This window comes from Salinisphaera sp. S4-8 (assembly GCF_040361235.1).
Lineage (GTDB): Bacteria > Pseudomonadota > Gammaproteobacteria > Nevskiales > Salinisphaeraceae > Salinisphaera.
In genome coordinates, this window is sequence record NZ_APNF01000003.1 from 62,651 (window position 1) to 83,537 (window position 20,887).

The following is a 20,887-nucleotide window of genomic DNA, read 5'->3' on the forward strand; positions in this document are numbered from 1 at the left end:
ATAAATTCTGGTATTACGAATCGGCGCGCGCTAGTTCGAGTCTGCTCTCGGCCAGAAGCAGCCATGGTGAACCTATGCATTGACGGCTACACTTAATGGAGTCACAAAATCATCCCGCATTCGGTACGCCGCCGACGATCCTGCGTCTACGAGCCGATCTAGCAATACCAACACAGACCTCCGGACCTTGGGGTCGGACTTAAGCCTATATGGTTCCGAATAAACGTTTCTTCTAAGCAACGTTTCCAACAAATAGGCTGTGTTTCCATCCGAAAGTATAGTCGCAAGCGTATCCGACAAAAGCGAATCCGCTAGTATTACGAATCCGTTTGGGAGTGACCGCTCACCTATATCGTGTAGGAACTGACAATAAGCATCGAAGACTGCTGCCGATCCCGGGAACTGTTTAGCTAGATCGTCAACGCGGTGCCCCTGATTTTTCAACCTCCGCCAATGGCGAATGTCGGCTTTCCAAAAACTTCGAAGGAAGACCGACCCAACTATTTCTTTATAAGAGCTGTAACTTGAGTCGAGCAGGTCAACCCATGGTGCCGTAGTGATCGCTTCGGCGAAGGCCTGCCATATATCCCAGAAAGGATCATGTTCGCTATTTTTATCGGCTTCAGCGACAAGGGTCCGAACGAATGTCGCCATCTCGTGAGGATGGTTTGCAACGGCTTCAACGAAGGGCATGCATGCAAGAAGCGCTTGATCGTTTGGAAGCTTTAGAGCGAAGCAAGCTAGCTTTTGGTAAAAATCGTGCTCGAAATGGTAATCCCTGTTCCCGCGACGGCGTCGGTTTTCGAGTTCGCGATCCCATTGTTCTGTAATAGCGGCAGCGGTTCGCCGGTGAAACTCGATCGCCAGAGCCGAATCGGGCGCGTACGCAAAAATTCGTAGTATGGTTGTCGTCGCTCGAATGCCTGGCCAACTATCAAGCGTAAGACCTTCTAACTCTGTTCGGGGGTCGAGATTCTGAGCAATAATCGCTGCCCGGACGGTGGGCACGACCTCGCGAATGATTTCGGTACCACTTCGTTGTTCTTCAAATGGCTTTTCTCGCTCTTCGGCCAGCCAATCAGCAATCATTCGCCCTTCCATAGCAATTGCCGCGGCGCATGATTCGGAGTAAGCCTCCAGACCGTTTGAGGCGGCCCCAATGCCTTCCGCCGCATACAGGACGACCTCGCCAACCGCGTGGGTCAAAGCTCTGGCTATTGCTTCGCTAATCCGATCAGCCTGCGGTCGCGACATCTCGCCCGCATAAACACCCGGTAGGACATAGGCCGCGTGCCGATCAGGCTCGGGCGCTCCGCGCTGGACCCGGACCATATGGTTGTCGGTGTCGCAATCTTGCTCAACCTTCGAGATCAGTATATCGAGACACCAAGCTCGATCGACAGGGCCCATCTCGTTCCAGTGATCACGCGCGCAGACGGCCGCAATTATAGTTGGGCCGCCACGGGTGAAATCTTCTGGTTCTAGTTCTGAATCTAGAACAAAAGTTTGGGCCTGCGCTAGAAAAGACTTCCAATCGTCGACATCGAGATGATCGGATTCCCGATGATCCCAAGCAGTGCGACCCCAGTTGAGCAGCAAAAGGGCTTGCTGTTGCCGTGCCGTGATCGAAGCATTGTGATCGATGAACTCCTGAACGTCTGGCTCTATCTCGGCAGGTTCAAGAAAAATCCGCCGCTGAAACTCATCGGCTTGCGAGGTGCTTTCACGTGTATCGGTTGAAGGTTCCGGCGAGGAGGCTTCCACTGCGCGCAGCCCTCGTAGATCCATTCGATGAAGGGCTAAGCGCCATAGACGGTGCTCTTCCGATTGTTCTTCAACCGGTGGCAATGCCGCCCGGTGTTCATCGATCAGGACGAACATCTCATCCCGACGTTCTCCAAGCTGCAGCTGCAGAGCTAAAGCCTCTAAATCATGACCTCTATGTGGTAGCGCGTTCGAGTCCTTTCGCTCGTCATCGTATATCTGATTGGCTCCCAAGCTTGGGAACATTCCCGAGAGCGCGGGGTGGGTTCGTTCTTGGACAATTCGCGCGCGATCCATCGATATCAGTTCGGGTGACGATAATAGCGCGAGCGCAGCGCTGCCGGTTTTTTCTGGATGTGCATTGCAAACGCTCGCAACGACCGCCGTAGCCATCACATTGTTAGATTGAGCGAGAATCTTGAGCAACCATTCCTCAACATCCACGTTTTCTATACCGCAGATTTGTAGAAGCCATTTCTCTAGAGCCATGAGGGCGGTCTGAAGAATGTAAGGCCCAACTTGTTGCCCCCTATAAAGCCCCCAGAGGCGGGTATTAGCCCACTGTTTTATTGACTTCTGGCCTGGCAAGAAAAGTTCAACGAGATGTGCTGGTTCCAAGCGATCACGGCGCCACTTTTGTTCACCGTAGTAATACCCCGCGTGATTCAACATGTCGATAATGAAATCGACTCCTTGACGAGGGTGGTGTCGCAAAAGAGGTAAAAATACTCCTCGAATTGCACTCGCGGGAAACGAGTCAACGGGCGTATGCTCTTGTATGCCGAAGAAATGATCGGTGCCAATAGAACTTCCGTACCGCCAGTCATTAGGATCGATGTCTTCCTCGTAGAGGAGGAACTGCGAGTTCGCGAGCCCGATGATCTCTTGCGGCAGGTAACGACAGACAGTCCAGCCGTCCACGCCGCCAAGGAGAACTTCCGAAACGACGTTCGCTAGAGGATCGTGCTCCCCCCGTGTTTTGGAGCGTTCTATCAACGCCCTGAACGCGCGCTCATCACCTCTTGGAACTTTTGCAAGCGACTTGATTATTCGCTTGCGCACGTCTTCCATGCGGTAATCATCTAAGTGCTGTATAAGCCTGAAGCCAATTGCTGCAGCTTCCTCGAAACCATCTGGCTCCGGATCACTCCAGTGAATTGAATTTGCGAAGTCTTCTACGAGGCTTAGAACGGTGAATATGTGTTCAGGTAAAACATCGTCAACGCTACTCAAAACAAGTTCCAACACCGCAGGCCAAGCCTCACCTGAGGCAACCAGCATTTGAGATGGAAGCTGAATGGCATCGCTAAGCCACAAAGGTGGTTTCTTACATGCGACACGCAACAGGTGAATCACCCGGACGAGTAGTTCACCACCGGCGGCGCAGAGAACTCCACGGCGACGTTCGAGTAAATAACGGGCTGAAGACGATTGCAGCGCACACACCATTGTGTCGTCACGGAAATAGGCTGAAATTGTTTCGTCTTGGAAAACGGATAATACGAAGTCGGTGGCTGTAGTAGTCCTACGGACAAGTAGTTCAGAAAGCCACTTGCGGTATGCGCGCCGGATGGCAGGGAACCCACCGATATCTTCGGCTAATAACCGAGAGTCCTGCTCATGCTGGATCCAACGTCTATTAAGCCACTGAATAATCGCCCAGTCCTCAAGCACGTCGTGGCTCGGAGCTGACAGAGAACTGGTCTCAGGTGAGTCAACTATCAATCCGTCTTGCCGTAGCGACTCGATAGCGCCCGCGTCTAGATCTTCACAGACTACGAACGGACGAAGTTGCTGGGCTCTCCGTAACGCTAATTCTTCAAATGTTCGCTCCCGTCGTTGTGGCATGCCGCTGCCGATTAAGGTATTGCGACGGATAACTTCCAGCCAACACCGCTTTCGGAATTGCCATTCATTGGTGGGAAGGTTCTCAGTATCAGACCAATCCATTTGAAAGGCTTTGTCCAATAGATAAGGAGAGCGTAAGAGACGCTTCAAGCTGTCATGTTGAAACGCGTTCCGGAGATGAGGAACTGAGACCGCGACTTGTTCAAGCTCCTCATCGGAAAGCACCGGCACCTCGACCACCTTGTAAGCAAGGCTTGCTTTATCGAGGAGTGCCGAACTAACTGTTGCTAAAGAGTAGTCTCGACAAGTCAATATGAGCTTGAGACTTAAATCTTTTACCGAAAGGTTGAGGAGATCAGAGAAACCATCTCTAACGGACGCTTCCAAGAGTCGTTCAACGCTCTCTACCAGCACCAATTTCTGGGCTTGGCCAGCGAGAATCCCCAAGAGTTCCGATCCGTTCGCCTGAACCTGCGCCTGCTGCAACGTCTGATCGATATGACTGGCAGCAAACTCTTCCGCTCTAAATGCCAAGCTGTAAATACCTTCGCTAAGCAGTTCTACGCAGCGTTTGGCAACGGCCGACGTGCCCATCCCTGCTGGCGCGGAAATAATAACGATTTGCGCATCGTTCAGGGCCTCAAGCACTTGAGTCACTACAGCGCCGCGGCCAATCTCCGCAGTCCCCCCGATTGTCGTGCTAATCCCGTTAAGCGTTACCGAGCTATGATTCGATAATGCACGTAGTATTGCGTTCGAGCGGGTATCAATTGTCCCATGTCTACCGCGTAGGCTTTCTGGCAGATCGAAGTAGGAATAGCACGTGGCGGTTGGCATTCCAGCAGCGGCCAGCTCCAACAACTCACGCCAGCTCGCCTCCGCCATCGCCAAGGGAGATGCGCTGTTTGCAGTAGCGGCTAATAGCGCCTTTAGCCAAGCTTCATTTTGCGCAGTAGCTGTGTTCAGATCGAAACTTAAGACATGCAGTACAGATAGAAACTTCCAGAACTCTTCGTCTGTCGGAGGCGTAGGAGAATCATCGAGGAGCTGGCGAACTGTGATTGCGTAGCCTCGTACGGGTCGGGATAGAAAACCTTCGACATCCAATCTCCGCATAAAATCAGCAGCGTTAGCGGCAGCGCGTGCACAGTCTAGAAGGCTATTAAATCCGTCGAGAAGGGCATTCGTTCCGCGCAGCGTGATTAGCGCTAATCGATCTTCCTTTGAATCAAAATTTACACTTTTAAAATCAGACCAAAAGTCCTGAAAAGCTTTTCGGCAAGCCTCATTGCTATTGCTAATTGTGAATTGACGTTTGACTTGAGTTGCAAGTCTGCGGCGTACGCCGTTAGGCCTTGCGCCAATTATTAAGACATCGTCTGTTTTCCAACCAAGATGCTCTGCTTGTGGACACACTTCTTCGGGTTGGCAGTCTTTTAAGATCGGCAAGGGAGCCCGAACAAGCAACAACGCAAGAAACATTGCGTTCACATGCTGCTCAAAAAAGACCCCTCCGCCGCCGGTAGAAACTGGGTTTGTTGCACTCACTGCACTCATACAAGACACCATCCGCCAAGCTCTGACCAATCGTATCGGTTCTTTCTAACGGGGACGTTATTAAGCTGGTTCAAGCGGGCTTGCATTCGTCCGTTTTGGGTCGTTAGCCGACTGGATTCCAGAAGCGACTCAAGACGGCAACCTGCACGACACTCGATTCGCCTAATACCCGCGTTCGAAGCGGCATTCATTCGGCAGACAATCTCGCCTCCGCCCGAGAACACACTAAAGCCGCCGCAATCGCCACATGAAGTAACTCCCGCCGATAAGCGTGGCAACAATGCCGGCGGGGATTTCGCTGGGGAACAGCAGCATGCGGCCGATCCAGTCGGCCATGACCATGACAAGGGCGCCGAGTACGGCGGCACCGGCGAGCTGGTGGCGAGCGCGTGCGAGGCCCATGATGCGGACCAGATTCGGCGCGAGCAGACCGACGAAGCTCAGCGGGCCGACGACCAGCGTGGCGCCGGCGGTGAGTAGTGCGACCAGCACCAACAGCAGCAGGCGGCTGATGCCGACGTTCACACCCAACGACCGGGCCGTGGGCATGCCCAGCGGCAACAGGTCGAGCCAGACCTGCAGGGGCCGGATTACCGCAAACAAGAGCACGCCGAGCACGGCCACCGTCAACGCAAGCGGCAGTTCGACGTAGTAGGTGGTGCCGGACATCCAGGCGAGCAGCTGTTGGGTGCGTGGGTCGCCGCCGGCGAGCACGATCTTGGCGACGGCATCGAACAGAAACAGAACGCTAATGCCGGTGAGCAGAACGCGTTCGGGTTCGTAGTCGCTGCGGGCGTTGAGCCCGACGAGGACGCCCAGTGATGCCAGCGCGCCGAGCATGCCGGCCAGCAGCAGCACGGGCACGCCGGCGCCGGGCATAAGCAGCACCACCGCCAGCACGCCCAGGCCGGTGCCGGCACTGATGCCGAGCACTTCGGGGCTGGCCATGGCGTTGCCGGATACACGCTGGATGACCGTACCGGCCACGGCCAGCATGGCCCCGGCCGCGCCGGCGGCCAGTACGCGGGGCACGCGCCACAGGCCGGTTTCGTCCCAAGGACGGATGAAGGGCCAGTCCCAGCCGTCGGCGCCCTGCCCGACTAAAAGCGCCACGATGACAGCCGCGACCAGCCCAATGGTGAGCATGGCCACCAGGCGGCCCGGCGTCTGGCTGCGCGGGGCCGGCGTCGGCGGCGAACCGGGTTCGCGGGCCAGATTCAGGCGCGGGATGAGCCATAGCAGCAACGGCGCGCCGAGTGCGGCCGTGGTTGCGCCTGTGGGGATGAGCATCGACGAATTCAGCGTGACCAGTTCCAGCACCTGATCGGTGACCGCCAGCAGCAGGCCGCCGAATATCGGTGCCCAGATCAGCCGGCTGGCCAGCCGACGCGCGCCGGCCAGGCGCACGATGGACGGCGCGGCCAGGCCGATGAAGCCGACGATGCCCAGCTCTACGATCACCACGGAGCTGGCGAACACGCCCAAACCGAGGCTCGCCGCCCGCAGCCAAGCCAGCGAAATACCCAGATTCTTTGCGTTGGTATCGTCGAGATCCAGCAGCGCCAGCGCGCGTGACAACGCCACTGCGGCCACGCCAGCCAGTGCCAAACGCGGCAGCAGATAGAGCACGCCGTCCCAGTTGTTCTGGGCGAGCGAGCCCGCGCCCCAGATCATCATGCCGCGCAGCGATTCTTCATTGAACAGCAACAAGACGACCGCGAGCGCGCCGAAATAGAGATTGACCACCAGTCCGGCGAGCACCACCACCGTGGGCGCGAGGTTGCGCCGCCAGGCGAGCGCAAAGACCAGCGCCATGGCCCCGGCGCCGCCGGCAAAGCCGACCAGCCCACGTGCATGGACCATCAGCGCGGGCGCGAACAGGGTGCCCACCAGCAACGCCAGATGGACGCCGCCGACCACGCCCAGCGTGGTGGGTGCGGCCAGCGGGTTACGCAGGGTTTGTTGGAACAGCACGCCGGCCAGCGCCAGCCCGGCGCCGCCGACCAGTGCGGCGGTCACGCGCGGCAACCAGTTGTAGCGGGCGAGCACGCCTGCGATATCGTTGCTGTCGGCCCAGAGTGCGGCGATGCCTGCCGCAGAATTTTCGTGCAGCACGAACGCCGCTAGCACGGCCAGCAGCAGCGCGAAGCCACCGCACAGACGCGCCGGTGTGACCCACGGCGTGATCACGAGGCGGCCTTGCCAGTGCTGCAGTCGTGACCAAGCGCCGCGACCAGCACGCGCGCAAAGCGGCTGGCCGACGGCAGCCCGCCGAAGCCCCATACCGGCGGCACGTAGAGCACCGGGGCGTTGTTCACGGCGGGCAGGTGATGCCAGAGCACGCTGCTTTCGATTTCTTCGGCCACGCCGACCGGCAGCGGTTTCACCACCACCATGCGGGCGTTTTCGATCGAGGCCAGTCGTTCGAGCGGCACGGTGGCAAAGCCCCAGTAGTTACCGCCGGCCTGCCAGGCATTGGCGATATCCATGCGCTTGAGCACGCTGCCGACCAGGCTGTCTTCGGTATACACGCGCACATGCCGAGCATCCATGAACTGCACCACGAGCAGCGGCTTGATGTCGTTGGGCACTTGGGCCGCACAGGCTGCGATACGCGCCTGCGTGTCGTCGATAAGCGCCTCGGCGGCGGCTTCGCGACCGACCAACGCGCCCAGGCGGCGAGTGGACTCGACGGTCTTGTCCCATACCGCACCGTTGCCGTCGTAGACATCGATCATTTCCACCGGCGCGATGGGGGCAAGGCGTTCACGCAGGCCGGAGTACATGGAGGTGATGGTGACCACGTCGATATCCAGCTGCGACAACAGCTCCATGTTCGGCTGCACCCGCAGGCCCAGGTCGCGCACGCCGTCGGGCACGTCGGGTGCGGCCACCCATTCGTTGTAGGCAGGGATCTGCGACATGGCCACCGGCGGCGCGCCGAGGGCGATGAGGGTCTGGGCCTGGCCCCAGTCGATGACGGCCACGCGCGGGGTGTCTTTGGCCTGGGCGCCACCGGGCATGGCACAAAAAAACAAGGCCAGCCCGAGCAGCCAGCCAATACGGATCGCGCGCCGTGATAACACAGCGCCAGCGGCAGCGGCCCGCCGGGTCACTGGACGACGGCGATGGGGTGGTTGTCGGCCGGGTGTTCCATCACGCGCATGCGCACACCGTAAATGGCCTCGAGCGTCTGATCGGACATGAGTTCGCGCGGGGCGCCCTGGGCAAGCAGTTTGCCGCCGCGCAGGGCCACCAGCTGATCACAGTAGCGCGACACCATATTCACGTCGTGCAGCACGATGATCACGCCGATGCCGAGCGTGGTGGCAAGTTCGCGGATGAGCGCGAGCGTATCCACCTGGTGGGCAATATCCAGCGCCGAGAGCGGTTCGTCGAGCAGCAGAAAACGGCTGCCCTGGGCGAGCAGCATGGCCAGCCATACGCGCTGGCGCTCGCCGCCAGAGAGCGTATCCACCATGCGATCGGCCATGGCTTCGATGTGGGTGAGTTCCATGGCCCGGGCCACGGCGCGCTTGTCTTCGCGGGTCATGCGTCCGAGCAGGCCCTGCCAGGGGTAGCGCCCGAACGACACCAGCTCGCGCACGGTCAGGCTGGTGGCGGCCGGCAACTGTTGCGGCAGATAAGCCACCTCGCGCGCGAATTCACGATCGCCCCATTCGCCGAGTGCACGCCCGTTCAGGGATACCTGGCCGCGGCTGGCGTTCTGCTGGCGCGCCAGCAGTTTGAGCAGCGTGGATTTGCCGGAGCCGTTGTGCCCGATCAGGCCATAGACCAGCCCCTGCGTAAAACGCAGGTCGGTGGCTTCGAGAAGACAGCGTCCATTGACCTCGAAGCGTGCGGCATTGAGTTCGAACATGACCTTCTCCGCAGCGTTGCCGACGACATACGCCGCGCGGTGATTCGGCAGGTTGCCGAGAATAAGCTAAATACGAATGCTTATCAAAAAGATGAAACCGCGCGGGTTGTGTCGGCGTCGTACACTAGGCATGCGTTGCACAAGTTTGCGTGGTCGTACCGGTGTGCTTGGCGCGCGGCTAACCGGCGGTCGCGACAGCCTTTTGCTGATGGCCAATAGGCGCGCGTCGAGGCCAGCCCGTGCAGTCAAAAACCCGGCCGCTGCGCGGTTTGACGCCACAGGCGCCACTACAGCGTTGCCCGGCGCGGTCATAGAATGACGATGACGTAGTGCCATCGCAGCATGTATGGAGGCCGTTGGGCAGGCAAACGCGGGCCGTGTATGAATAGAGGTTCAGATTCCGTAATCCATTCCAAGGCAGACGGATAAACATGACGATTCTCGACACCCTTCGGCGTTGGCTCGGTCGCGGCGACCGTTCATCCGCGCCGCGAAACGCCGATCGCACACGCAGCGATCAGACGCCGGTCGAGGTGATCGACCTCGAGGGCGCGTTCGAAGCCCACCAGGCCGGCGCACGGTTCATCGATGTGCGCGAACCCGGCGAATGGGCACAGGGGCATATCGCCGGCGCGGTGCATCACCCGATCGACGGGCTGGAAGCGCAGCCGCAAATCAGTGTCGCCCGCGACACCCCGGTGGTGACCTACTGTGCGGCCGGCATTCGGGCCGCACGCGGTGCCGCCGCACTGGCCGCCAGCGGCTATAGCGATGTGAAAGCGCTCGATGCCGGTTATGGCGACTGGCAGGCCGCCGGCTACCCGGTCGAGCACCCGGATAACGAAACCCACGCGTGAGCCGGCCTGCCCGGGTCGTGCTCGTGGGCGCCGGCCATGCCCATCTGCATGTCGTAGCCCATGCCCAACAACTCATCGACGCCGGCGCCGAGGTCACCCTCGTCGACCCGGGTAAGTTCTGGTACTCGGGCCGTGCGACCGGCATGCTCGGCGGTCGGTTCGATCCCGAAGACGATCAGATCGATGCCCGCGCGCTCGTCGAAGCCAACGGCGGCGTGTTCGTGGCCGGACGGGTCGCGCGTGTGAATCGCGCCCAACGGCGCGTTTATCTCGCCGATGGACAAACACTCGACTACGACTGGCTATCGTTCAACGTCGGCAGCGGCGTGGCCAGCGACACGATCACCGGCTGTACGGCCGAGGCGAACTGCTGGCCGGTCAAGCCGATTGCCAATCTTGCGTCTCTTCGCACCACGCTAAGCCAGGCATTCGCGGCCGGCGACGCGCCGCCCATTGCTGTGATCGGCGCCGGCAACACCGGCTGTGAAATCGCCGCCAATATCGCCGCCCTGGCCCGACGCCATGCGCCGGCCGGGGCGCGCCCCGCCATCCGCCTGCTCCAGAGCGGCGAGACGCTGGCGCCGTCGCTGCCATCCGGCGCACGCAAACGGTTGGCCGAAAAACTGACCGACCTCGGCATCGACATTCAGTACCACCGGCAGATCACCGAACGCCGTGCCGGCGAACTGATCTGCGACGATGGCGCGCGTATTGCCGCGACGCATGCCGTCATCGCCACCGGCCTGGTGGCACCCGGCTGGCTCGAACAGCTCGATCTCGCCTTCGACGACGGCTTGGTCGTCGACGCCACATTGCGCAGCATCGACGATCCGCGGGTATTCGCGGTGGGCGATTGTGCGCATATCCGCGGCCATGCGCTGGCGCGCCTGGGCGTGTTCGGCGTGCGCCAGGCGCCGGTGCTGCTGGCCAATCTGCAGGCCAGCCTGGACGACGGCGCGCTCACCGATTACCAGCCGCAGTCGAAGTGGCTATCGATTCTGGATCTCGGCGACGGCACCGGGCTGGCCACGCGCGGCCAGCGCTGGTGGCTGGGCCGGAGCAGCGTGTGGATCAAGCACTGGCTCGACCGCCGCTTCATCGAAAGCTATCGCGTTGACTGACGCCCGAGCGTGCGCAGCGGACCGCAACAACCGCGTGTACGGCGGCGCGTCGACGAAATGACTGCAAGCGCGCGGCCCGCAGGTTCACAGCCTTAAACACGACAAAGCGCAGCATACGCTTGCGTACGTGCATTGACGCGCACCGTACGGGCGCCGATATTGAGCGTTTTGCGCCTCGGCGCCTGTGTTATGCATAGACTCGTGATTGCTGCTGTCATCGGGAGAGATACGTTGCCCTGTCGAGCCCTCATCCGCCGTGGAGGTCGTCGCTGATGGCCGCCGTGATCGACGCTATCGAATACATGCTGCCGGCGCGTACCGAATCGATCGAAGAAATCGCAGCGCGCTTTCCCAACTGGCCGCTGGAAAAGATCGCCGAAAAAACCGGCATCCGCGCGCGCCATGTGGCCTCCGATGATGAATGCGCCTCGGATTTCGGCGTCACCGCCGCGCGCGATCTGCTTGCACGTACGGGCACCGATGTCAGCGATATCGACTACCTGATCTTTTGCACCCAGACGCCCGACTATCTCGCGCCCACGACCGCCTGTCTGGTGCAGCAGCGCCTCGGTCTGCCCACGCATATCGGCGCGCTGGATATCAATCTCGGCTGTTCCGGCTATATCTATGCCCTGGGCGTGGCCAAGGCGCTGATCGAAACCGGCCAGTCCAAAAAGCTGCTGCTGATCACCGCCGACACCTACAGCAAGTTCGTCAACCCGGGCGACAAGAGCGTACGCGCGCTGTTCGGCGATGCCGCCGCGGCCACGCTCATGAGCGCCAGCGACGTCCATGGCGACGGCGCCGAGGCGATCGGCCCGTTCGTCTACGGCACCGACGGCTCCGGCGCCCAGGATCTGATCGTGCCAAACAGCGGTCTGCGCAACCGCGCCGTCGACCGCCCGGTCGAGGAATACACCGACCGCCACGGCAATACGCGTAGCGATCACAACATCTACATGAACGGGCGCGCGGTGATCGAATTCACCCTGCGCGAAGTCCCCAAGGCCATCGATGCGCTCTGTGACAAGGCCGGCGTAAGCCTCGACGACATCGACGCCGTCGTGCCGCATCAGGCCAGCGCGACCGTGCTCGAAGGCATCCGCAAAAAGCTCGACCTGCCGGCCGAACGCTTCGTGGTGTGCATGGAAGACATCGGCAATACCGTGTCCTGCAGTATTCCCATCGCTATCAAGCGCGCGGCGGACAAAGGCCAGATCAAACCCGGCGCACTGTTGCTACTGGTCGGCTTCGGCGTGGGGCTGTCCTGGGGCGCAACGCTGGTGCGCCTGCCCGCGGATTTCCCTGCCGACTGAACCCTTCAAGCGCCGAGGCGTGCACCCTCAGCGCGTGGCGCCTTGCGGCTGTCGATATTCGGCGCACACAGGCGCGATCTCGGCCCAATGCGATGCAACGGTTTCTGCACTGTCGGCAACCACGCCCCGAATATCGCGCGGATAGTCCACGTCCGCGGCCTCGCTTGCGCGTACGGCATGAAACTGGCCGTTGCTGGCGCGCAGTATCCAGCCGCTATCGTTGCAGCCATCGCTGACCAGAAACACCGCGCCGGGGGCGACGCTGTCCGGCGTGAGTTCCGTGGGCTGTTCGGTCACGCCCCACATACGGGTCTTGGCCACCGGCGAAATCGCATTCACACGAATGTCGTGGGGCGCGCCTTCCAGCGCCAGCGCATTCATCAGGCCGACCGCCGCCATCTTGGTGGCGGCATAGGCCGCCAGGCCCGCCTGGGCATACTGCGGATAGAGGGCGCGATCCGAGGTGGTCAGCAGGATACGGCCATGGCCCTGCGCGACCATTGCCGGCCAGGCGGCCTGGGCAAGCCAAGCCGGGGCGTTCAGATGAATGGCGGTGGCCCGGGCCAGAAAATCCGGCGTGAGCGTGTCGATGGCCTGATAGCCGACCCAGCCGGCATTGTGGATCACGCTGTCCAGGCGCCCGTGCCGGGCGAGAATACGCGCGACCAGCTCCCGGCAGCCCTCACGGGTTTCGATGACATCACTGGCCGGCTCGGCCGAATAGCCCGCGTCCTGCAACATGGCGGCGGCGGCCACGGCCACATCGGGATCGCGGCCGACGCCGTCGCCATCGGTGCCGGCGTCGTGCACGATGACATGCGCGCCGCGGGCGCCCAGCGCCCGGGCATAGGCCAGACCGATACCGCGCGCGGCGCCGGTGATCAGAACAATCCGTTGGTTGAAATCGAGCATGGGGCTGTCGTGCATGAGAATGTGCACGCCAGACTAAGCACCGCCCCAGCCGCCGACTAATACCTTTCACCCAGGCAGCCGATACCTGTCGCGTATCAGCCTCAGGCCTCGATGTGCAGGAAGTTGCTCACCAACGGCGAGTCGCAGTCGGCACGGCGCGCCGCGGCCAGCTCGAACGCGGCCGCCGGGTCGGCGTCGAGAATGCGGTAATGCACTTCGTTGCTGCGTACCGAGGCCATGCTGGCCGGCACGATCGCTACCCCCGCTTCGGCAGCGACCAGCGCAATCACGCCGCAAATCTGGCGCGCGCGTTGCACGATATCCGGCTCGAAGCCGGCGCCGTGACACAGATCCAGCGCGCGCCGGAAAAACCCACGGCCTTCATGCCCCGGCCAGAAGACGAAGGCCTCGCCGGCCAGATCGGCGACGGCGAGGTCGGTTTTGCTCGCCAGGGGATGATCCGCCGGCACCGCGATCGCCAGCCGGTCGCGATCGAAGGATTGCAGTATCAGTTGGCTGTCGTCGGCCAGCGGCGGCAGCACCACGGCCAGGTCGAGAGCCTGCTCATGCAGGGCTCGAATCTGGCCGGCGGTGGTTTCCTCGATCAGGTCGACACGCACCTGCGGCCAGGCACGCCGGAATGCCCGTACCGTAGCCGGCAGACGCCCGTACATTGCGCTGCCGACATAGCCGATACGCAGCCGCCCGGTCTGGCCGGCCGCGGCGGCGCGGGCCGCGGGTACACAGCGCTCGGCTGCGGCGAGAGTCTGGCGCGCCTGTTCGAGAAACGCCGCGCCGGCCGCCGTCAGGTGGTTTTCGCGCTGGCCGCGCACGAGCAGCGCTTCACCGACCTCGTCTTCGATACGCTTGATGGCCGCGCTCAACGGCGGCTGCGACATGTTCAGCCGCCGTGCCGCACGATGAAAATGCAGCTCTTCGGCCACCGCCACGAACTGGCGCAGCTGGCGTAATTCGATCATCCCAACCCCGCGAACCGGCCTTGAACGCAGCAGCCTACACGCGCCGGACTGCGCCCGGTCGGAGCGATGCGTTCGGTACGGCTCGGCCGTTGTGCGTTAGAGCGTAATCACGACCTTGCCCACGGTGCGCCCGCTTTCGATATGTTCGTAGGCGGCGGCCGTGTCTTCGAGCGCATAACGCGCCGCGATATTCGGCACCAGCGCGCCGTCGGCCAGCATCGCGGCGATTTCGCGCATGTTCTCGCCGCTGGGAAAGACGTGCATGAAGTAGTTCACGACCAGCCCCTTGGCCTCGGCGGCCTCGCGGTCGCTTTCGACCAGGCCGGACGGCAGATTGATGATCGTGCCGCCGTCGCGCATGACGCTGACCGAGCGCTGGAATTGCGGCCCGCCCTGGGTTTCCAGACAGAAATCGATGTCGCCGATTTCATCCTCGAAACGCTGCGTTTTGTAGTCGATATGTTCGTCGGCACCGAGCGATTCGACGAACGCCTTGTTCTTCGCCGACGAGGTGGCGATGACATAGGCGCCCAGATGCTTGGCCATTTGCACCGCGAAATGCCCCACCCCGCCGCTGGCGGCATGAATCAGTACACGATCGCCGGCCTTGAGCTGGCCGAAATGGGTGAACGCCTGCCAGGCAGTGAGTGCGGCCAGCGTGCTCGCCGCGGCCGCCTCGTATGACACGCCCGCGGGAATGACGGCCAGTTCGTCGGCGGGCGCGGTCACGTACTGGGCATAACCGTTGGGTGGCAGCGGAAAGCGGATCATGCCGAACACGGCATCGCCTTCGTTCAGGTGCTTGACGTCATCGCCGACTGCGACAACTTCGCCGGCCACGTCCCAACCCAGAATCAGCGGCAGGGCATGTTCCAGCTGCGAGGCCAGCGCTTCGCCCTGGCGGGTTTTCACATCCACCGGGTTCACGCTCACGGCGGCGGTTTTGATCAGCACCTCGTCGGGGCTACAGACAGGCATGGGACGCTCGCCCACCACGAGATTGCGGGCCGGACCGAATGCTTCGAATTCAACGACTTTCATCAATCAACATCATGCATACCTGCGTAATGCAACTATAACCGATCGCGCCTACCCGCCGCGTGTCCGTGATTGCGCGTGATCAATGAACGCTTGAAAACCGCGCGCCTGCACGTAAATATGACCATCATTCACGCTGATTGTACGTCCGAACAGTCGGCGCGGGCATCTGGAACGATTCGATTCAACAACCGGGGCATGGCCCCATGCAGGCACGGGCACGCCTGCGCCACTGAAAAGAAACTGGGCCCCCGTCAATACCGATTGCCAATACGCAACATGACCCAGGAGCAAACAGTGACTGAACTTATTTACGTCGTGGACGACGACGATGCGGTACGCGAATCCCTGAAACGTCTGATCGGCGATGCCGGCTATCGTGTGCGCTGTTTCAAAAGCGCGGAGCGATTCCTCGAACGCCAGCCGCGCCACGAACATGAAAGCGGCTGCGCGATCGTGGATATGCGCCTGCCCGGCATGGACGGGCTGCAACTGCAACGCCAGATCAGCGCGGCCGGGCTGGCCGTGCGCACGATCTTCATGGCCGGCAATGCCACGATTCGGCTCGCGGTCGAGGCCATGCAGCTGGGCGCGTCCGGCGTTCTGGCAAAGCCGGCACCGCCGGAGCGCCTGTTCGACGAGATCGACCGCTGCCTGCGCTGGACCCAGAGACAGCACGCGCAACAAAGCGACACCCGCGTCTATGCCCAGCAGTTGGCACGGCTCACGCCGCGCGAAGCCGAAATCGCCAGTGGCCTGGTCGCCGGGCTATCGACACGCCAGGTCGCGCTGATGCTCGGTATCAGCAAGCGCACGGCCGAAAGCCATCGGGCGAATATCATGGGCAAGCTGCATATCGGCTCGGTGGCGACACTCACCCGAATGGCCTGTCTGGCCACGCCGACATATACGCTACCGGCGTTCGACAAGGGGTGCAGCGGCCCCGGTGCGCGCACGTGAGATGCAGACCGGTCATCGGCGAAACGCGGCTATAGCAGCCGCTTTCGGCGTCGCGCTACCCGTACATTCCCCCAGCGGATTGTCACGATATACCGCGGCCCGAGGGCTGCCTATATTGCGCGACCGTTTTACGCCGACCGTCGTCTCATGTGGTCATTCATTTCCGCGCACGCGCCCGCGCTGACCGTGATCGTCACAGCGGTCACACTGATCGTGTGGACGGTTTACGGGCAGATCATGTCCGCCAACCAGCGCCGTCAGCAAAAACCGCAGCTGTTCATCAAACAGGCCAAGGGGCACGGGCCAGATTCGATCTGCCTGCTCAGCAACATGGGCAAGGAATCCGTCTATCTGCGCGCAGTGTTCATCGATCTGCATGATGCCGAGGGCGAATGTCATACCGGCAGCGTGGAAAAACAGTGGCAGGCCCAGCCGAGCGGCGCTGGCGCCGAAGCCATCGGCCAGGGGCCGATCGCCCCCAGCCAGCAGCTCGATCTCGGCCCGTTCGAATGGTTGCTGGCCGAAGCGGCCCGCAAGGCCGGCATGATCGAGGCTGAGGAGGATCTCGACCTCGCCCACGCGATCGACGCGTTCACGGTGACCGCGATCGTCACGGCCGGGCCGTATGAACAGATCGTCGGCGCCGAGCATCGGTTTTCCGTCGATGCCACGGGCCCGTCCATACGCGCCGATACGCATGGCACCCGATTACGGGCCTCAAGGCGTGATGCGCGCGCATTGGAGCGCTACCTGCGGGCCATGACCGAAGCCGACCGGCGTACGCAAACCACCGGACATTCATAACCCATACACGACACGGGCCGCCGGCCCACAGAGCAAGGCAAACAATTTCATCATGTGGCAATGGATCAACGACAACGCCCAGGCGCTGTCTTTTTTCGCCAGCCTCGGCACGCTGGCCGTCTGGCTTTTCTATGCGCACCTGCTGTATTCCGGCTTTCGGCGCCAGCGCAAGGCCCGGATTCTCATCAACCAGGGCTGGGGCCAGCAGGTCGACTCCGTGTGCCTGATCAGCAACATGAGTCAGGAGCCGGTCTATATTCACAGCATCACGATGACCATTCGTGCTCATGACAACGAATACACCGAGGCCATTACCGACTTCGACGAAGCCCAACCGCGCGATAGCGAAAATCACCCGCGCGAGGTGACCCGCCAGGGCCCGCTCCAGGTCGGCGAGCAGATGAACCTGGGCACCTTTCGTTCCTTGCTGCGCCAGACCGCGAAACGTCACAAGGACCTGCGCGCCGACGAAAACCAGCCCTTGCGCAGCCTGTCGGTGCACAACTTCAAGGTGACGGTGATCGCCAGTTACGGCCCCGAAGGCGGCGTGATCGGCGCGCAGCGCAAGTTCCTGGTCCGCGGCGACGACAACCAGCTCATGCGCCCGGTGGCCATCGCCACCAAGCGCATGACCAAACGCAACGCCCGCCAAAGACTCCAGCAATGGCTCGAGCAACAGCTCGATGACACCGATGGCTAGCGATTGCGGTGTTTTCAGTCGCCGCTGAGGCCGTATTTATCCAGCCGGTAGCGCAGCGCGCCGCGGCTCAGGCCCAGTCGGCGCGCGGCTTCGGAAATATTGTGTCGCGTGTCGGTCAAGGTTCGGACGATCAGCGCGCGCTCGGAGTCGGCCAGCGTGGACACCGGCGTACCGGCATGAGCAGCCGCCGTCGGCTCGCGCCCCGTAGGCTGCGCCTCGGTCAGCTGTAGATGCACGGCTTCGATCACGTCTTCGGCGTGCACGAGCACCGCGCGTTCGATCACATGCCGCAGCTCGCGGACATTGCCCGGCCAGGTATGCGCGCGCAGCGCAGCCCGGGCCGTTTCGGCAAGCGTGGGTACGGGCTTGGCATAGCGTTCGGCGGTACGCGCGACGAAATACTCGGCCAGCGCGATCACATCCGCGCCGCGCTCGCGTAGCGGCGGCAGATGCAGCGTGAGCACATTGAGCCGGTAGTACAGATCTTCGCGAAAATCCCCGGCTGCCATCATCCCGGCCAGGTCACGATTGGTCGCGGCCACGAACCAGGCCTCGATATCGTGCTCGCGATCGCCGCCAATCTCGCGCGCGGTACGCGACTCCAGCGCGGTAAGCAGCTTGGCCTGGAGCGCCAGGGGCAGCTCACCGATCTCGTTGAGAAAGGCGGTGCCCGCACCGGCCGCGGCGAGCAGCCCACGCCGGGCGCGATGGGCGTTGGTGAAGGCGCCTTTTTCATGCCCGAACAGTTCCGCCTCGACCAGATCGCGCGGCAGCGCGGCACAGTCGACCTGCAGGAATGGCTCGTTCGCACGCGGCGAGCGCGCATGCAGCAACCGTGCGACGCGATCCTTGCCGGTGCCGGTTTCGCCGGTAAGCAGTACGTTCGGCGGTGCCTCGCCCGCGCCGAGGACGGCAATTCGATCGAGCTGTGCGTACAGCGCCTGCATCGCCGGGCTGTCGCCGATCAACCTGTCGTCCGGCGTATGCCCGTCGGGGCCCGCCTTCTCTGGCGCGGGCGTCTGCCGCGCCAGCGCATCGCCCACGACCCGATGCAAGGCCTCGAGATCGAGCGGTTTCCTGAGAAAATCCACCGCGCCCAGGCGCATGGCCGCGATGGCATCGTCGAGCTCGCCATAGGCGGTCATGACGACCGCGGGGATATCTGGCAACTCGCCGCGTAGCCAGTCGAGAAAATCCAGCCCGTAGCCGTCCGGCAGGCGCAGATCGAGCACGGCCAGATCGGGCGGGCGACGACGCGCGGCCAGCTTGGCATTGGCGATGTTTTCGCAGATCGCCACCGTATAGCCGTCGCGGCGCAGGCGCCGGTCCAGCGCGCGGGCGAGCGCGCCCTCGTCTTCCAGCAACAGAATATGGGCACGACTCATGGCGTGTCGCTCGCGGGCAGATGGATACGCACACAGGTGCCGCCCGCGTCCCCCGGCTGATAGTCGAGCGTGCCGCCGTGCGCCTGGATGATCTTGTAGGCGAAGGGAATTCCCAGACCGGTACCGCGCCGCTTAGTAGTTCGTAACGGCGCGCTCGAATGCGGGTCCGGCACCACCGTCATGCCCGGGCCGTCGTCGATGATATCCAGGCGCGCCTGGCCGTCGTCGCTAATGGCGCTGGCCACGGTAATACGCGAGCCAGCCGGCGAGGCTTCGAGCGCGTTGGCAAGCAGCCCGTGTAGCGCCTGTTCGAGCAGGGGCGCGTCGGCATCGACCGCAACCGACGCACGCGCGCGGACCAGTTGGATATCGGCCGCGGCCAGCCGCCCGCCGAGTGCCGCGATTGCGCCATCGACAATGGCATCCAACGACGTTTGTTTACGCTTGAGATCGAGCGGATGCAGATAGGTGAGCAGCGCATCGAGCCAGCGCTCCAATCGGTCGGCCGCATCCATGATGTCGGCGCCGGTGTCCTCGATATCGGCGACGCTGGCCTGGCGATCCAGCATCTGGGCATTGGCACGAATACCCGCCAGCGGATTGCGGATGTTGTGGGCGATCACCGGCACGAGCGCGCCGAGCGCGGCTTCACGCTCACGCTCGACCAGCGCCTGACGCTTGTGTTCGAGTTCCGCGGCCATCGTGTTGAGCGTATCCGCCAGATGGCGGACCTCGGCCACGCCTTGCGGACGCAGGCGATAGTGCAATCGGCCCTGGGCGATTTCGCGGGTGCCGGCCACCAGCCGTTCGAGCGGGCGCAAAAACTCACGCACGAAACGCCGGTTGAGCCACAGCGCGAGCGCGATGCCGAACACCAACGGCAGCCACGCCAGCCACGGCGCCAGCCGGGTCCATAGTCCCATGCGCTCGGCCAGCGCGTCGCGGCGCGCGGCGACCTGCTGTGTGAGCTGGCTGTAGGCGTTTTCGAAATCGCCGGTCTGCCAGGTATCGAACGCGGTTTCGTCGGCATCGCTATCCGGCGTGGTCACCACCCGGTTCATGGCCGCGAGGATCAGGCCGTAGGCGGCTTCCATGCGTGCAATGCTGGCTTGTTCGTCCGCGGTATCGGCCACGCGACGCATTCGATAGAAGTGCTCGTCGATACGATACAGCCGTTGCCAGTAGTCATCGCGCGGGCCATCTTCGCGCAGCGTATCGACGGCCTTGATCTGGCGATACAGATCGCCGCGTACCGCCTGGGCTTCGATCAACAATTCGTTGAAGCGCAGCGAACGCTGATACCCCGCCTGCCAGAAGGTTGCCCAGAGCGCGCCGAGGCCGGCCGCGGCCATCAGCACCAGCAGCAACGCGAGCTGATAGCGCCGGATCAGGCGCTTGAGCGAATCGGCAGGTCGAACAATCATCCCGCGAGTCTAGGGCTTGTTGAAGTTTCAAACGAGTCCGTGCCGAGCGGCCAATATTGGCCAGCCAAGTCGGCCACTATTCGCCATCCTGGCCAACCACGGGCCGCAGCCGCCGTTTCGGTGCCAGGCGTTGAAAAAGCACTTGGCGCACAACCGCTTGGCGCGCGAACCACCGTACTGGCGCTGGCACGGTCGATGCATTGATCCATAGGCCACTTACGACAACACCAAGGAGATCGCGATGAAACAGTGGACGACCCCGAAGGCCCACGACCTGCGTCTGGGCTTCGAAATCACGATGTACGTCAACAACCGCTAAACCGGTTGTCACGTACGACAAA

Annotated in this window: 16 protein-coding genes; 7 read left to right on the top strand and 9 right to left on the bottom strand. The window is 62.2% G+C overall.

The features are described 5' to 3' along the window. Positions 1–72: 72 nt before the first annotated feature. From S4A8_RS05380 to S4A8_RS05395, 4 genes are all read right to left on the bottom strand, one after another. Complete coding sequence (locus S4A8_RS05380) at positions 73–5,169, bottom strand: hypothetical protein (protein ID WP_353219348.1); 5,097 nt, start codon at positions 5,167–5,169, stop codon at positions 73–75. A gap of 225 nt (positions 5,170–5,394) precedes the next feature. Beyond that, a complete protein-coding gene (fhuB, locus tag S4A8_RS05385) occupies positions 5,395–7,359 on the bottom strand; it encodes a Fe(3+)-hydroxamate ABC transporter permease FhuB (RefSeq protein ID WP_353219349.1) in 1,965 nt (654 codons plus the stop codon). Beyond that, positions 7,356–8,255: an iron-siderophore ABC transporter substrate-binding protein gene (locus tag S4A8_RS05390; RefSeq protein ID WP_353219350.1), complete on the bottom strand. Its 900-nt coding sequence runs from the start codon at positions 8,253–8,255 to the stop codon at positions 7,356–7,358. Before S4A8_RS05390 ends, fhuB begins: the two co-directional genes overlap by 4 nt. 26 nt (positions 8,256–8,281) lie before the next feature. Next, positions 8,282–9,049 carry an ABC transporter ATP-binding protein gene (locus S4A8_RS05395; protein ID WP_353219351.1) on the bottom strand — a complete coding sequence of 256 codons (768 nt, stop codon included), beginning with the start codon at positions 9,047–9,049 and terminating at the stop codon, positions 8,282–8,284. A 431-nt stretch (positions 9,050–9,480) separates the two neighbouring features. Between S4A8_RS05395 and S4A8_RS05400 the strand changes: the two genes are divergently transcribed. The 3 genes from S4A8_RS05400 to S4A8_RS05410 all read left to right on the top strand — a co-directional run bounded on the left by S4A8_RS05400 (position 9,481) and on the right by S4A8_RS05410 (position 12,343). Beyond that, positions 9,481–9,906 (top strand): rhodanese-like domain-containing protein, encoded by a 426-nt coding sequence (locus tag S4A8_RS05400; protein ID WP_353219352.1) that lies wholly within the window; start codon positions 9,481–9,483, stop codon positions 9,904–9,906. Then, a complete protein-coding gene (locus tag S4A8_RS05405; RefSeq protein WP_353219353.1) occupies positions 9,903–11,027 on the top strand; it encodes an NAD(P)/FAD-dependent oxidoreductase in 1,125 nt (374 codons plus the stop codon). The genes S4A8_RS05400 and S4A8_RS05405 overlap by 4 nt, the downstream gene beginning before the upstream one ends. A gap of 272 nt (positions 11,028–11,299) precedes the next feature. Further along, complete coding sequence (locus S4A8_RS05410) at positions 11,300–12,343, top strand: 3-oxoacyl-ACP synthase III family protein (protein WP_353219354.1); 1,044 nt, start codon at positions 11,300–11,302, stop codon at positions 12,341–12,343. A gap of 27 nt (positions 12,344–12,370) precedes the next feature. Here the strand turns inward: S4A8_RS05410 and S4A8_RS05415 are convergent, their stop codons facing one another. From S4A8_RS05415 to S4A8_RS05425, 3 genes are all read right to left on the bottom strand, one after another. Continuing rightward, positions 12,371–13,255, bottom strand: coding sequence for an SDR family NAD(P)-dependent oxidoreductase (locus S4A8_RS05415; RefSeq protein WP_353219355.1), 885 nt, complete (start codon positions 13,253–13,255; stop codon positions 12,371–12,373). 101 nt (positions 13,256–13,356) lie between these two features. Beyond that, positions 13,357–14,235, bottom strand: coding sequence for a LysR substrate-binding domain-containing protein (locus tag S4A8_RS05420; RefSeq protein ID WP_353219356.1), 879 nt, complete (start codon positions 14,233–14,235; stop codon positions 13,357–13,359). Positions 14,236–14,331: 96 nt separating this feature from the next. Next, the gene (locus S4A8_RS05425; protein WP_353219357.1) at positions 14,332–15,276 is read right to left on the bottom strand and encodes an NADP-dependent oxidoreductase; all 945 of its coding nucleotides are present in this window, start codon (positions 15,274–15,276) and stop codon (positions 14,332–14,334) included. Positions 15,277–15,570: 294 nt separating this feature from the next. On the opposite strand from S4A8_RS05425, the gene S4A8_RS05430 reads away from it, so the two are divergent. The 3 genes from S4A8_RS05430 to S4A8_RS05440 all read left to right on the top strand — a co-directional run bounded on the left by S4A8_RS05430 (position 15,571) and on the right by S4A8_RS05440 (position 17,737). Continuing rightward, complete coding sequence (locus tag S4A8_RS05430) at positions 15,571–16,233, top strand: response regulator transcription factor (protein ID WP_353219358.1); 663 nt, start codon at positions 15,571–15,573, stop codon at positions 16,231–16,233. A 147-nt stretch (positions 16,234–16,380) separates the two neighbouring features. Next, positions 16,381–17,037: a hypothetical protein gene (locus S4A8_RS05435; RefSeq protein ID WP_353219359.1), complete on the top strand. Its 657-nt coding sequence runs from the start codon at positions 16,381–16,383 to the stop codon at positions 17,035–17,037. Positions 17,038–17,089: 52 nt separating this feature from the next. Next, entirely contained in the window at positions 17,090–17,737 is a 648-nt protein-coding gene (locus tag S4A8_RS05440) for a hypothetical protein (protein ID WP_353219360.1), read from the top strand. Positions 17,738–17,751: 14 nt separating this feature from the next. On the opposite strand, the gene S4A8_RS05445 is transcribed toward S4A8_RS05440, so the two are convergent. Continuing rightward, on the bottom strand, positions 17,752–19,122 hold the full coding sequence (locus tag S4A8_RS05445) for a sigma-54-dependent transcriptional regulator (RefSeq protein ID WP_353219361.1): 1,371 nt from the start codon (positions 19,120–19,122) through the stop codon (positions 17,752–17,754). After that, the gene (locus S4A8_RS05450; RefSeq protein WP_353219362.1) at positions 19,119–20,546 is read right to left on the bottom strand and encodes a sensor histidine kinase; all 1,428 of its coding nucleotides are present in this window, start codon (positions 20,544–20,546) and stop codon (positions 19,119–19,121) included. Before S4A8_RS05450 ends, S4A8_RS05445 begins: the two co-directional genes overlap by 4 nt. A gap of 241 nt (positions 20,547–20,787) precedes the next feature. Here S4A8_RS05450 and pqqA point away from each other — a divergent pair, with 241 nt between their 5' ends. Next, positions 20,788–20,865, top strand: coding sequence for a pyrroloquinoline quinone precursor peptide PqqA (pqqA, locus tag S4A8_RS05455; protein ID WP_209059483.1), 78 nt, complete (start codon positions 20,788–20,790; stop codon positions 20,863–20,865). Positions 20,866–20,887: the final 22 nt, after the last annotated feature.